General features: G+C 74.7%; 10 protein-coding genes and 2 pseudogenes. 7 read left to right on the forward strand and 5 right to left on the reverse strand.

Features of this window, described 5'->3' with window-relative positions; translation table 11 throughout:
- Window positions 1-1,650: 1,650 nt before the first annotated feature.
- Complete coding sequence (locus ACSNOK_RS22705; protein WP_436782593.1) at window positions 1,651-2,307, reverse strand: hypothetical protein; 657 nt, start codon at window positions 2,305-2,307, stop codon at window positions 1,651-1,653.
- 248 nt (window positions 2,308-2,555) lie between these two features.
- Here ACSNOK_RS22705 and ACSNOK_RS22710 point away from each other — a divergent pair, with 248 nt between their 5' ends.
- Entirely contained in the window at window positions 2,556-3,425 is an 870-nt protein-coding gene (locus ACSNOK_RS22710; protein WP_436782594.1) for a DMT family transporter, read from the forward strand.
- Between the two features lie 136 nt (window positions 3,426-3,561).
- Here ACSNOK_RS22710 and ACSNOK_RS22715 read toward each other — a convergent pair whose 3' ends face one another.
- From ACSNOK_RS22715 to ACSNOK_RS22725, 3 genes and pseudogenes are all read right to left on the reverse strand, one after another.
- Window positions 3,562-4,716 (reverse strand): methyltransferase, encoded by a 1,155-nt coding sequence (locus tag ACSNOK_RS22715; RefSeq protein WP_436782595.1) that lies wholly within the window; start codon window positions 4,714-4,716, stop codon window positions 3,562-3,564.
- Between the two features lie 998 nt (window positions 4,717-5,714).
- Window positions 5,715-6,248: pseudogene (locus ACSNOK_RS22720) on the reverse strand (RNA 2'-phosphotransferase); the annotation flags it as partial.
- 147 nt (window positions 6,249-6,395) lie between these two features.
- On the reverse strand, window positions 6,396-7,589 hold the full coding sequence (locus ACSNOK_RS22725; RefSeq protein WP_436782596.1) for an MFS transporter: 1,194 nt from the start codon (window positions 7,587-7,589) through the stop codon (window positions 6,396-6,398).
- Between the two features lie 162 nt (window positions 7,590-7,751).
- Between ACSNOK_RS22725 and ACSNOK_RS22730 the strand changes: the two genes are divergently transcribed.
- The 5 genes and pseudogenes from ACSNOK_RS22730 to ACSNOK_RS22750 all read left to right on the forward strand — a co-directional run.
- Entirely contained in the window at window positions 7,752-8,225 is a 474-nt protein-coding gene (locus ACSNOK_RS22730) for a hypothetical protein (protein WP_436782597.1), read from the forward strand.
- Entirely contained in the window at window positions 8,222-8,527 is a 306-nt protein-coding gene (locus ACSNOK_RS22735) for a transcriptional regulator (protein ID WP_436782598.1), read from the forward strand. Before ACSNOK_RS22730 ends, ACSNOK_RS22735 begins: the two co-directional genes overlap by 4 nt.
- Before the next feature lie 795 nt (window positions 8,528-9,322).
- Window positions 9,323-9,451 (forward strand): hypothetical protein, encoded by a 129-nt coding sequence (locus ACSNOK_RS22740; protein WP_436782599.1) that lies wholly within the window; start codon window positions 9,323-9,325, stop codon window positions 9,449-9,451.
- 100 nt (window positions 9,452-9,551) lie between these two features.
- Window positions 9,552-9,965, forward strand: coding sequence for a hypothetical protein (locus ACSNOK_RS22745; RefSeq protein ID WP_436782600.1), 414 nt, complete (start codon window positions 9,552-9,554; stop codon window positions 9,963-9,965).
- Between the two features lie 79 nt (window positions 9,966-10,044).
- Window positions 10,045-10,766 (forward strand): annotated as a pseudogene (locus ACSNOK_RS22750) (site-specific integrase); the annotation flags it as partial.
- A gap of 73 nt (window positions 10,767-10,839) precedes the next feature.
- On the opposite strand, the gene ACSNOK_RS22755 reads toward ACSNOK_RS22750, so the two are convergent.
- Window positions 10,840-11,394 (reverse strand): CGNR zinc finger domain-containing protein, encoded by a 555-nt coding sequence (locus tag ACSNOK_RS22755; protein ID WP_436782601.1) that lies wholly within the window; start codon window positions 11,392-11,394, stop codon window positions 10,840-10,842.
- A gap of 111 nt (window positions 11,395-11,505) precedes the next feature.
- Here ACSNOK_RS22755 and ACSNOK_RS22760 point away from each other — a divergent pair, with 111 nt between their 5' ends.
- Window positions 11,506-12,915: an MFS transporter gene (locus ACSNOK_RS22760; RefSeq protein WP_436782602.1), complete on the forward strand. Its 1,410-nt coding sequence runs from the start codon at window positions 11,506-11,508 to the stop codon at window positions 12,913-12,915.
- Window positions 12,916-12,992: the final 77 nt, after the last annotated feature.

Raw genomic sequence — 12,992 nt, forward strand, 5'->3', positions numbered from 1 at the left:
GGCGGGTTCCCCGGGCCAGCGTCGGCTGCTGCGGGCCTGGCCGGCTCCGCCCGGCGCCGCCGGGGTGGGCGAGGGGCTCGGGCACTGGCGCGGACGCGGTTCCGGCCGCGCCCGGTCGGCGGCGGGGTGCGCTTCTCGGCCGGAGAGCAGGCCGGGGCCGAGCCGGCCCGGGCGCGTGAGGAGATCCGCCGGCCCGGCCGGTGCGGTCCGACAGCGGGCCGGCCGCGCCGGAAGCGACGCGAGAGCGGCGAGGTGCCTGGGCCGGGCTGCACCGGGCCGGGCCGGCGTCGGCCGTTGCGGGCCTGGTCGTCGCGGTCTGACCAGCTCCGCCCGACCGCCGGGGTGGGTCAGGGGCTCGGGGCATGGGAGCGGGCGCGGTTCCTGCCGCGCCCGGTCGGCGGCGGGGCGCGCTTCTCGGCCTGATGGCGGGCCGGCGAGGCGAGCCGGCCTGTGCCGGGCCGGGTCCCGGGCGGCTGAGCTGGGCCGGGCCAGCGTCGACCGTTGAAAGCCCGGCCGTTGCGGGCCGCGCGCCTCCGCCTGGCAGGTGGGGTGGGTGAGGGACTCGGGTCATGGGTGCGGATGCGGTTTCGGCCGCATCCGGTCGGCGGCCGGGGGCGCTTTGCGGCCTGATGGCGGGCCGGGGGCGAGCCGGCCTGTGCCGGGCCGGGTCCCGCGAGGGCTGTGCCGGGCGGGGCCAGCGTTGGCCGTTGCGGCCGGCACGACTCCGCCCGGCAGGCGGGGTGGGTGAGGGACTCGGGTCATGGGTGCGGATGCGGTTTCGGCCGCACTCGGACGGCGGCGGGGTGCGCTTCTCGGTCCGAGGGTCGGCTGGGGGCCGAGCCGGCCGGCAGATGAGGCGATCCGCCGGCCGTGCCGGTGTGGTCCGGCAGCGGGCCGGCGGCCGCCGGAAGCGACGTGGGAGCGGCGAGGCGCCCGGGCGGGCTGTGCCGGGCGGGCTAGCGTCGGCCGTTGGTGGCCCGGCCGTCGTGGGCTTGGCGGGCTCTGCCTGGCAGGTGGGGTGGGTGAGGGGCTCGGGCACGGGTGTGGACGCGGTTCCGGCCGCGCCCGGTCGGCGGCCGGGTGTGGTTCTCGGTCCTGGGGTGGGCCGGGGTCGAGTCGGCCCGGGCAGATGAGGCGATCCGTCGGCCGTGCCGGTGTTGTCCGGCAGTGGGCCGGCCGCCGTCGGCAGCGACGTGGGAGCGGCGCGGCGTCGGCATCGCCACCGGACCTGGCGCCGGTGGCGAGCGGAGCGCTGCGCCGCCCGTCTGCGCGGGCAGCCTGACGGGCTGGTGCGGGCGGCCTGGACCGGCTGGTGCGGGTGGTCTTGACCGGCCTGTGCCGAGGGCCCTGATCTGACGCGCCGGCGCCGAGTGCCGAGCCGCCGGTCGCGGGCCCGCGCCCCGGCGCGGTGGGCGGGCCGGGGCGCGTTCGTCGGTACCACCGCGGTGCGCTGCCTCCGTGGGGCTCCGCCGCGGTCATGTGGTGCCACGATCCGTTGGCCGGTCGCCTGTGGAGGTGGTCCGGTCGGGTTCGGTGGAGATTCCGTTGGGTCCGGTGGAGCCCCGGTCGGATCGGGGTGGGGGTGCCCCGGCCCGGCCCGGGCAGGCGCGGATGCGCCCGCTCCCGGCCGGGCCACGGCGTGCGACACCCTCAGGCGAGCAGGTCCGCGACGAACTTCCTGAGGCGGCCCCGCACGACGGGCGTGACGCCGTGGATCAACTGGGACCCGTAAGCCACCGCGACGCCCGCCGGAGCCGCCGTCGTCCACCGGGTCGTCGGAGTGCGGGACAGCCACCCCGGCTCCGCCGCGTGACCGCCGCCGACGGCGGTCTGGTGGGGGAGGCGACGGGTGAGGGGCGTACCCGGGGCGAAGCCCTCCGCCTCGCCGACCACCTCGCCGGTCCAGGGCACGCCACTGGACGTCGTCTCCACGTAGAACAGCCCGCCCTCGTCCGCGTCGGCGACCGACACCCCGATCCGGCCGATCCTGCGCGGCGCCGCGCCGGGGGAGGGGATGCCGTCGAGATGCGTGGGGACCGCGTCTCCCGGCCAGAGCTCCGTGTAACCCCAGGACCCCGCGTCCCGCACCGAGGGCAGAGCGCGCCGGATGGCCGGGAGCGCCCGTTCCGTCGCCCGGCGGAGGATCTCCTCGGCTCCGGCCGGAGCGGGCACGACGTCCCCCTGCCGCGCCGGCCGCCGGGACGCGACCGGGTCGGCGTCCACGAACTTGGCCAGCCGCACCCGCTCCTCCGCGTCCAGGAAGTCCTCGATCGTCTGGAGCGCCAGCGTCTCACTGATGTGGATCACACTGTCCTCCTCTTCTCCTCGGCGAGCACCCGCCGGGCCGGTGCACCCGGTACCGCCACCCTCCGCGCGCGCCCGGCCCGGGCACAAGCGCGCAACCGGCCGTCCCGGGGGGCGGACTGACGAACGGCTGATCGTGTGACGGGTGCGCCGCCCGCGGTGCCGCGGGGCCCCCGGGGCGGCGCGCTCTGCGACCGTGGCGCATGACCACCGCGGCACGCGCGACCGCCCACCGCCCGGGAGGGGTACCCGTGACAGACGTCCTCACGGTGCTGTTCGCCGTACTGGCCGCCGTCAGCAACGCCACCGCCGTGGTGCTGCAACGGACGGCGGCACGGACCGTCCCGAAGGCCGACGCCTTCAGCCTCCGCCTGGTCCGCGACCTGCTGCGCCACCCCGTGTGGTTCGCCGGGATCGCCGCCGTCCTCTGCGCCGCCGTCTTCCAGGCGCTCGCGCTCTCCCTCGGCTCCCTCTCCCTCGTACAGCCCATTTTCGTCAGCGAACTCCCGTTCGCCTTGCTGATCGCCGGCACCGTATTCCGCCGCCGGCTGCCCGCGTACGGCTGGGCGGCGATCCTGCTGGTCGCCGCCGGGCTGGGGCTGGCGCTGACCGCCGCCGCGCCGGGCGGCGAACACGTGCGCGTCGGCACCGCGCGCTGGCTGGCCGCGCTGGCCGCGGCGGCCGCCGCCATGGCGGCCTGTGTCACCGCGGCCCTGCCGCGCCCCCGGGGCAAGGCGCGAGCCGCCCTCTTCGGCTCGGCCGCGGCCGTCGGCTACGCCCTGACCGCCGCCCTGATGAAAGACGCCGCCGTGACCTTCGCCCGGCACGGCGCCGGCGCCTTCTTCACCTGCTGGCAGACGTACGCCTTCGCCGCCGCGGGCGCGGCGTCCCTCTTCCTGCTCTCGAACGCCATGGAGTCCGGACCACTGCTCGCCTCCCAGCCCGCCCTCACCCTCGGGGACGCGCTCGTCAGCCTGACGCTGGGGCTCCTGGTGTACGAGGAGCACGTGCGCACCGGCTGGTGGCTGGTCCCCGAGGTCTGCGGAGTGCTCATGATCGTGGCGGGGGCGCTGATCCTGCCCCGGGTGGAGGCGGAGGCGCTGCCGGACCCGGCCCACTGACGCGGCGACGGACCGCCTCGGTGGGGCGCGGCCCTCCCCGCACCACCGGATCGCTCGACGGGATCGGGCCGCTGGACGGGACGGGGCCGCTGGACGGGCCCCGGCGCGGCTCCCGCACCGCCGCTGCCCCCGAGCCTTACCGCTTGACGGCCCGCAGCACCACGAACTTCGGATCGCTCGCCACGACCTCGGAGTTGCCGAAGATCCGGCGCAGCTTGACGTGGTAGCCGAGATGCCGGTTGCCGACGACCCACAGCTCACCGCCCGGGCGCAGCGCCCGGCGAGCTCCGGTGAACATCCGCCAGGCGGTGGTGTCGGTCGTCGCCTGGTGCGAGTGGAACGGCGGGTTGTTCAGCACCAGGTCCACCGAGGCCGGGACCACCGCGGACAGGGCGTCGCCGACGACGAACTCGGCCGCCCGCGCCTCCCCGGCGTTCGCCCGGAACGTGGCCCGCGCCGAGGCGACGGCCTGGTGCGACTCGTCCGTGAACAGCACTTCGGCGTCCGGGGCGGCCACGGCGGCGGCCGTGCCCAGGACACCGTTGCCGCAGCCGAGATCCACCACGCGCGCGCCGCCGCGCGGCCGGGGCAGGTTGTTCAGGAAGAAACGGGTGCCGATGTCGAGACGGTCCGCGCAGAACACGCCCGCGTGGTTGACCACGGTCAGCCCGGCGGCCGGACCGGCGTCCGGGCCCAGCGTGTATTCGACCGGCCACGGGCTGGGCCGCCGGGCGGTCTCCGGATCCGGCGAGCAGAAGATCAGCCGGGCCTTCTTGACGGCGAGCGACGTCCGCGTCGGGCCGAGGATCTCCTCGAACAGCTTCAGCGTCGAGGTGTGGATCTCGGTGACCTTCCCCGTGCCGACGACCGTCGTCCCCTCGTGCACGGCGGGCGCCAGCCGCCGCAACTGGTCCTCCAGCAGGGCCAGGCTCTTCGGCACCCGGACCAGCAGGACGTCGATCCGCTCCGGCGGGGTGTCCCGCGTGGACAGCATCCGCACCGAGTCCGCCGGAAGGCCGTTGCGCTCCAGGTTGGCGCGGGTCGCCTGCTGGGTCAGGAAAGAGTCCGTGATCTGGGTGGGGCGGTGCGGGGCGAGGGCGGTGACCAGCGCACCCCAGCGGTCGCCCAGGACGACCACGTCGCCCGACAGGTCCACCGGGCCTTCGTCGCCCTGCGCGAGGTGGTTCAGCAGGTACTCGTCGGCGGCGTCCCAGGCGAACAGCCGGTCGCGCGGGTCCTCCGGATGGCGGGCGAGGTCGAATACGCCCCATGACGTGGAAAAACGCTTCATCGTGCCGCTCAGGCTAGCGGAGCGGCCGCCCCGGCCCCCAATCAGCGCGGTGCGTAGCGGGTGCGTATCGCGTGCGTGTCGCGTCCTGTGCCGTGCTGCCTCCGCCTGCACCGTACGGGGCAGCGGCGGACGCCGCCGTCCGGCGCCCGCCGCGTTAGGCTACGGCCGCCGGAGGGAGACCTGACGGCGGCCGCGCGCCCGGCCCGCGCGGCGGAGGCCCGGCCGGCGGCGGCCTCAGGGCCGATGCCGAATCCCGGCTGAGGCGGTACGTGAACGCTGACCGCATGACTCGGGTGCGCGGACTGGGGCGCCGCCCGGAGCCCCTTCACGGGGCCGCTTCCGCGTTCGGGGCCTTCCCGCCCGCCGGTCGGCTGCCCGCGGCTCCTGAACAGGTGAGGGTACGGGCGCGTTCGGACGACGCCAACGGGTGATCGGCGCGCGGCCAACACTCGGGGGCGCCGCCCGCGCCGGTGGGTTACCGGGCCCGGAGCCCCTCCGGCGCCGCACCCACCCCACCCGGGGCCCCTTCCCGTACCGCACCGGCGGCACCCGCCCCGGCGCGGTGGTGCCGACGCCCCGGCGGAGCGGCCACGCCGGGCTCGGAGAACCCGGTCCGAACGCAGTCGGACGTCACCCTGCACGCCTGCGCCAAATACCGTTCGCTTCCCGCCCGTTCGCCAAGCCCAGCGGCGATCACAGGACCGTCCGCACCGGGAAATTATCAGCGCGGGGAGGCTGGACGGGTCCAGGATGAACCCTGGGCGCCCGGCACGGGGGTACGGGCGCCACCTCTTCCGAGCCGTGGAGAGGGGCCCCGGCCGGCGGGAAAAACTCCGGACCCTGCGGAGGACTCGACGGTCACCGCGTACCTGCTGGGGCGTCGGGAGCGGGCACGGCGCCTTCGCGCGGCCCCGGTCTCCTGCCCCGGTCTCCTTCTCACCCCCGGCGGTTCCTCCGCTTCCGGCGCCCTCCCCTCCGCCGGAGCCGTCGCCCGACCGGAAGCGCAGGTAGCGGGCGGGGACCGTATCCGTCAGCCACACGCCGTTGTCGGTGACGTGGAAGACGTACCCGGCGGCGTGCATGGCGCCGGAGTCGACGACGAGGACGACGGGTGTGCCGCGCCGGGCGCCCACGCGCGTGGCGGTTTCGCGGTCGGGGGAGAGGTGCACGTGATGGCGGCCCATGGGGCGCAGGCCCTCGGCGTGGATCGCGGGCAGGAAGCGCGCGACGGTTCCGTGGTACAGGTATGGCGGTGGTTCGGCGGGCGGCAGGGCGAGGTCCACGGGCACCGAATGCCCCTGCCGGGCCCGGATCCGCTGCCCCTCCACGGCGAACCGCCGCTTGTCGCTGACGGCCACGACGGGGTCCAACTCGGCACGGGTGAAGGGGAAGCCGTGGGCCGCGGCGGCGGCCAGGAGCTCGTCGGTCCGCACCCAGCCGGCCGCGTCGAGCCGAATGCCGATGCGCTCGGGGGCGTGGCGCAGGTGCTTCGAGAGGTACTTGGAGATCCGTACCGTTCTGCCGTCGTTCATGTTCCCAGTGTGCTCGGCAGGGCAGGCCGACGGCACAGTGATTTCCGACCTCCCGGCCGGTCTCGCGCGACGCGAGGGTCGGCCGCTCACGCTCATCGGGCGGTCACGCACTCGACTCGTTCAGGCCGTTCAAGCCGTTCGAGTCGTTCAAGTCGAGACCGCCGGCCCGCGCGGCGCGGCGGCCGGCAGCAGTCGTTCGCCCAGCAGGACCGTCAGCGCCGCCAGGGTGAGCAGACCGCCCGCCAGGAAAGTGCCGCGCACGCCCGCTGCGGGCAGCAGCGCGCCGCCGAGCAGGGCGCCTACGGCCACCCCCGCGTTGAACGCGCCGGAGTTCGCGGCGAGGGCGACCTCCGTACGTCCGGGGGCGGACTCCAGGATCCGGGCCTGCGTCGCCATGAACACCGGCCCCAACGACGCGCCGAGCAGCGCCAGGAAGGCCACGGCGGCCGCCTGCCGGTCGCCGAACGCGTACAACCCCAGCATCCCGGCCGCCTGGGTGCCGACCGGAACGGCCAGCGTGGCGCGCGGCCAGCGGTCCAGTAGCGGCCCCGCGACGGAGACCCCGACGACGCCCGCCACGCCCGGCACGGTGAGAAGTGCGCTGACCGAATCGTCCGAGAAGCCGCTCACCTCTCCCAGGAACTCGACCACGTAGGTGTATCCGGCGAACGCGCCCGTGACCGACAACGCCGTGGTGGCCAGGACGATCCCGAAACGGCGCCGGTCCGGACGCGTGCCGCGCGAGCCGTGCCCTTCCTCCGGGCGGGTGGCGGGCAGCAGGGCGGCGATCAGGACGAGGGACACCACCGCGGCGCCCGCCAGCACGGCGAACGGCGCCGCACGGCCGTAGTGCCGGCCCAGCCAGGTACCGGCCGGAACGCCCAGCACCATGGCGAGCGACCCGGCGACGGACAGCACCCCGAGCACCCGCCCCCGCACCCGCTCCGGGAACAGTCCCACGGCCACCGGCCCCATTACCGCCCAGAACAGCGCCTGGGCGAGCGCCGTCACCACCCGCGCGCAGAACAGCAGCCCGTACGAGGGAACGGCCGCGGCCACCGCGTTCGCCGCCGCCAGCGCCGCGAGGAGCGCGACGAGCAGGTGGCGGCGGGGGACGGAACGGGTGAGGTGGGCCAGCGGCAGCGAGGCGACGGCCACGGTCAGACCGTAGCCGGTGACCAGAATCCCGACGGCCCCCAGCGAGGCGTCCAGGTCGTCCGACAGGAGCGTCAGCAGCCCGATCGGCAGGTTCTCCACCGTGTTGAAGGTGAACGCCGCCACCATCAGGGCCGCCACCACCCCCACCCGCCACCGGAGAGCCGACCGCACGTCACCGGCCATTCCGCCACACCTCCTGCTCCTCGAGAGGCCGGTGAACGGCCCGGCCCCGACAGACGGTTCAGCCTAGGGAAGGGGTGATCAAGACCGCGTCAGGAGACGGCACCGACATCGCGGCGGATGCCTGTCCCTGATTACTTTCCATGTGGGCAAGTAGCTGTCACGATGGCAACCGTAGAGCCGGGCACGCTGACGCGCCTGGCCGGTCGGCAGAAGGGGGCGCGTATGTACGACCGCGACGATTCCATGGCCCGGTTGCGCGATGCGGAGCGTTACGCGACGGCAGCCCGGCATCGGAGCGGGTGGTATGCCGTCTGCCTATGGGTCTTCACGGGCTGGCAGTTGCTGCTTGTCCCCACCGTCGTCCTCTGGCGCGGACCGATCGCGGCGACCGTCGTCGGCGTCCTCAACGCCACGTTGGTCATGGCCATTTCCTGGTACGCGGGGAAGCAGTCGGTCGTCCCGCTGCACTTCACCCGTCGGCACTTGGCCGTGGTCGGCGCTTGGGCGGCCCTGTACGTCGGTACCGTGCTGCTCAGTGCCACGGTCCTGGCAGGCAGTGTCCCGCTCGCCGTTCTGGGCGCCCTGGCCTGCGCGTTGCCGCCGGCCGCCGGTGCCCTGCGTGGGACCGTACGGTGAGCGCTGTCTCCCGGCACCCGCGGCACGAACTGGTTCCGCTGCTCTCCTCGCCCGTTCGTCTGTCGATCGTCGCGGCCCTCGCGGCCGTGGACAGGGCCGAGTTCGGGGCGGTACGCGACCTCGTGGACATCAGCGACTCGGTGCTGTCCAAGCAGGCCGCGACCTTGGAGGGAGCCGGCTGGGTGGCGGTGTCCAAGGGGCGCGTGGGGCGACGCCCCCGCACCTGGCTCGCTCTGACCGACGAGGGGAGGTCCGTCTACCGTCGTCACCTCGCCGCGTTGCGGGCCATCGCGGGCTTGTAGGAGTTCGGCTGACCGCTACAGAAGCCGAGCGGCTCGGCCGCGGCCCTCCGCGATGGAGACCAGGAGTTCGTCGCGACGCCGCAGGCGCCCGGTCCGATCCCCGACCAGGGGAAGGCGCCGAGGCGGGCGTTGACGCGGGCGCCGGAGACAGGCGGTGGAACGGGAGTCCTGAGCCGTACGCCGCCCACCCCATGAATCCGAGCGGCTCGGCGGGGGCTGGGAGGCATCGGGCCGGCCTGGGGACGGGTGCCCGCGCCCTTCGCCGGTCAGTCGAGTACGGCGCGCAGGCGCCCCGCCGTAGGCGGTGAACGCCTCCGGAGGGCACGTCGTGGGCGCACCGCCGGAGGTCGCCAAGCGGCCGGCCGAGGCAGGGCACGCGGGCACCCGTCTCCGTACGCCGAAGCGGCCGCCACCGTCCCCGGCGGGAGAACCTGAGCCGCGTAGGACGGTCAGGTCGCTCGCCGCATCTCGTGAACGATTCATTCGCTCCACTCGCGGCGTGTTGGGAGTCCGGTACTTCGTGGAACGTGCCGGGGGCGACACTGTCACTGTTCATCGTTGGCGGCGCCCCGCTGTTGCACCCGGTTACTCAGGTCTTCGAGGGCATGCCAGGAGTGGCGAGCGGGAACGGTCGCATTCCACGATCGGCGGTTTCCACGGCCACGTGCGGTTCTTCCTGGAGTATGTCGCACGATCCCCGCTAGGAGGGGACGGCCGTCAGCGAGCGGCTGTTCGGAAGCGAAAGGGATCACGTCGAAGCGCTGCGCGCTCTCCTCCAGGCGCTACGTTGACCGCATGAGCTGGGACGTCTTCATCGTGCGCTGTCCGCCCGAGGCGGAGTCGATAGACGAGATCGCCGACGGCTGGGACCCGCCGGAACCGGGCGGGAGATCCGCGCGCTCTTGGACGCACGTGCCTTCGTGACCGGATCGGGAGACTTCCTCACCACGGAGTCAGCACACTCCGCGTTCGACACATGGCGCGCATACCGTGACCGCGTTCCGGCCCAGCACAAGGATCATCGATGAACGCCGACGGCACCGACGGGGAGCCAACCGTGGACTACGCCGAGCGGCGCCGGTACTGCACAGCCGTGGCCGAAGCGCTCACCGATGCCGGCATCCCCCCGACTGAGCGATGGGACGAGTCCGGCGGCACCGCTTTGTACTGGACGGAAGGCGACCCGGCCCTGGAACACGGGCCGTGGAGCCATGGGATCGTGGTTTTCTGGGGCACGAGGGGTGGCCACCGTGGCTGGGGCTGCGCGCCACTGAATGCGAAAGGTGACCCTCTTCTGAGCACCGCCACCTGGCTGCCGGTCCACCCCACGGCCGCGCCCTCCGTGCTTGCGAATCAGCTGCCACGGCTGTTCGCCGATGGCGTCGGTGCCCTGGCCCCCGAGGGCGAGCACCGTCCTGGCTCCGGAACTCACCCCTGACGAATAGCCATCCTTACCAACATCGCTGATCACGGCCTGCGCGGCGCTGCTCTCGGGACCGTGCGTGAAGGGGCCCGTTATCTGTGGCAGAGGGGGGAGCTGCACTCGCCGTCGCACGACTGCCCGTCGGGAAGGGTACGGAATTGGCGTCGGCAAGACCGCCGAACGCATCGGCGCGGCTCGCCCGCTCGTGACCGTCGTGGATGACGAGGTCGGCAGCGTCCTCGAACGTCGGTGTGGCGAGGCCGTGGTCAACACGTGGAACGCCCGGCGGGCGTCGGTGTTGCTGTCATGGCTGGGCTGGTGCGCCGAGCGCGGGTACGACGGCCCGGCTGTCCCGCCCTGGGTGGAGCGGATGCCGCCGCCGGACTCGGAGACCCCGGCCCGCTCGAAGAAGCCGTCGGCCGGCCGATCGCTCGACGCGACGTCCACCTCCGGGAGAAGACGCTGTGGCGGATGCTCTAGGAGATCGTCGCGTGGGTGAGAGAGATCCTCGGCGTCAACATCGACGTCGCCGCGTGCAGGGCCCTGGCTAAGGCCAAGGGCGCGAAGCGCCACGCACCCGACGCCGCCGTGCCTCGCGCGGGGGCTACGTCATGGAGCCCGTCTACTGGGATGCCGGCACCGCCCGCCTGCTGCCCCGGTTGGTCAAGGGCCGTACCCGAGGCCGGGTCCGGAAAAGTCGTCAGCCTGCGCGACGCGTGCCCGGACACCGGGTTGGTCCGGCTGCCGTGCGGGCAGGCCCGCGCCCTCATGGACGCGCGTACGGTTGTCGGAGGTGTGGCGGGAACGGGCTGGGAACCGCAGCAGGCGGGGCCGCGTGTTCGGCTCGCGCCCCTTCGGACGCAGGTTGCCGGTGGGCCGGCGGCCGTGTTCAGGGTTCGGCGGCCTGCCGGGCCGCGTAGCGGCGGGCCTTGGCGCGGTTGCCGCAGACTCGCATCGAACACCAGCGGCGGCTGCGGTTCTTGGAAGTGTCCCAGAAGACCCAGGCGCAGCCGTGCTCCGCGCAGCGCTTGAGGCGGGCCGCCTCGCCGGTGACGACGAGTTCGCTCCAGGCGACCGCCAGGGCGCCCAGCGCGCGCCGGGCGGGGGGCGCGTCCGGGTCGGGCACGAGGGCGGCGCCCGTGGCCTCGGGGCGGAGGACGGCGCGCAACGGCAGGGCCGTCAGCGCCGCCTCCGCGTCCGCCACGAGCCGGGGGTCGGGGGAGTCGCCGACGTGGACGCCCAGTTCCTCCCGGAGTCCGGCGCGCAGGGCCAGGGCTAGGCGGTGGTCGTCGGTGCCGGGTGCCGGGTCTCCGGCCGGCAGTCCCCGCTCCCGGAGCCAGGCGGCCAGTTCGGCCGGGCCGGGCAGGTCGTCGGTCCCCTGCTCGACGTCGACGGTGTTGACGAACGCCTCGATCAGCAGGGCGGCCGGCGGTGCTTCGCGCATTGCGTACCTCCCCGGACAGCTTAACCGGCTATCGCTGTCACCGGTTGACGGGTTGCCGCCCGCCGTGCCAGGCTCCGGTCTCGCTAACCGGTCATCGCCAATAGGGGGTTAATCGTGAGCATCGCGCAGGGCGCCGCCATCGAAGGGCGGCCCGCACCCGGGTCGACCGCCGGGCGACGCAACTCCGTCGTGCTGCCGGTGTTCACCGTCGTCACCAACCTCGCGGACGGCGTCACCAAGGTGGTCCTGCCCCTGCTGGCGACCCGCATGACGACGTCCCCGGCGCTCGTCTCGGCGGTCTCCCTGGCCCTGACGCTGCCGTGGCTGCTGACGGCCCTGCACATCGGCGTCCTGGCCGACCGGACCGACCGGCGGCGGCTGCTGTGGCTCGCGGACGGCATGCGGCTGCTCGCCGTCGGCGCGCTCGCCGCGGCGGTGACGACGGGGCGGGGGAGCATCGCCGTCCTCCTCGGGGCCGCCCTCGTGCTCGGCGTCGCCGAAGTCCTCGCGCTCACGGCGGCGGCGGCGCTCGTTCCCGCCCTGATACCGGCGGCTCGCCGGGAGCGGGTGAACGCGTGGCTGGCCGGGGCGGAGACGGCCGCCAACGAGTTCGGCGGTCCCTTCGTCGGCGGCCTGCTGCTGGCAGTGGGCACCGGGATCGCCCTCGGCTCCGCCTGGGTCGCCTACGCGGCGGGCAGCGCCCTGCTCCTGCTGCTGGCCGGCCGATTCCGTCCCGTCCCGACCGGCTCGGCCGGCCTGAATTGCTTGGCCGGTTCAGCCGGTTCGGATAGTGCGGCTAGTACGAACGGTTCCGTCGGCCCGACTGTCCTGGCAGGTCAGCCCGGTCCCGCCGACCCGGCCGATCATGCCGACCCGCCCGGCCCCGCCGGCCCCGCCGCCGGGCCGCGCCCGGACGTGCATCGGGAGATCCGTGACGGGCTGCGGTTCCTGTGGCGGGAGTCGCTGCTGAGGACCATGTCCCTCACCCTCACGGTGCTCTGCGCGAGCTGGGGCGCCTGGACGGCCCTGATGCCGCTGTTCGCCACCGGGCGCATGGGGCTCTCGGCCGGCGACTACGGCGTCCTGGTGGGCGCCCTCGGGCTCGGCGGGCTCGCCGGTGCCCTCACCGTCACCTGGGTCAACCGCCTGCTCGGCCGGCGCCGGGCCCTGCTCGCGGATCTGGTCACCACCTTCCTGATGGTGGCCGTCCCCGGGGTCACCGACAGCCCCTGGGCCGTGGCGGCCGCCGCGTTCCTCGGCGGACTCGGCGGCACTCTGTGGACCGTCAACGCCCGCCTGATCGCCCAGCAGCTGGTCCCGGACGCGATGATGGGCCGCTACAGCGGCGCCTACCGGCTGCTCAGCTGGGGAGCGATGCCGCTGGGGGCGGGTGCGGCGGGGCTGCTGGCGCAGGGCTGCGGAGAGCGGGCCGCGTTCCTGTTCTTCGCGGCGGCCGTCGCCCTGGCCGTTCCACCGTTCCTGCGCACCGTCACGGCGGAACGGCTGCGGCGGGTGGGGTGAGGTCCCCCGCGGTCCCCCGCGGTCCCGCGCGGTCCCGCGCGGCCCCGCCCGCGTCGCCCGCCGGGGCCGCCGTGTCC

The organism is Streptomyces sp. URMC 126, assembly GCF_051386555.1.
Lineage (GTDB): Bacteria > Actinomycetota > Actinomycetes > Streptomycetales > Streptomycetaceae > Streptomyces.

Excerpts from the sequence above, each read along its gene's own strand:
- ACSNOK_RS22715 (WP_436782595.1), bottom strand. The coding sequence starts at position 4,716 with ATGAAGCGTTTTTCCACGTCATGGGGCGTATTCGACCTCGCCCGCCAT.
- ACSNOK_RS22725 (WP_436782596.1), bottom strand. The coding sequence starts at position 7,589 with ATGGCCGGTGACGTGCGGTCGGCTCTCCGGTGGCGGGTGGGGGTGGTG.
- ACSNOK_RS22730 (WP_436782597.1), top strand. The coding sequence starts at position 7,752 with ATGGCAACCGTAGAGCCGGGCACGCTGACGCGCCTGGCCGGTCGGCAG.
- ACSNOK_RS22740 (WP_436782599.1), top strand. The coding sequence starts at position 9,323 with ATGAGCTGGGACGTCTTCATCGTGCGCTGTCCGCCCGAGGCGGAGTCG.
- ACSNOK_RS22745 (WP_436782600.1), top strand. The coding sequence starts at position 9,552 with ATGAACGCCGACGGCACCGACGGGGAGCCAACCGTGGACTACGCCGAG.
- ACSNOK_RS22755 (WP_436782601.1), bottom strand. The coding sequence starts at position 11,394 with ATGCGCGAAGCACCGCCGGCCGCCCTGCTGATCGAGGCGTTCGTCAAC.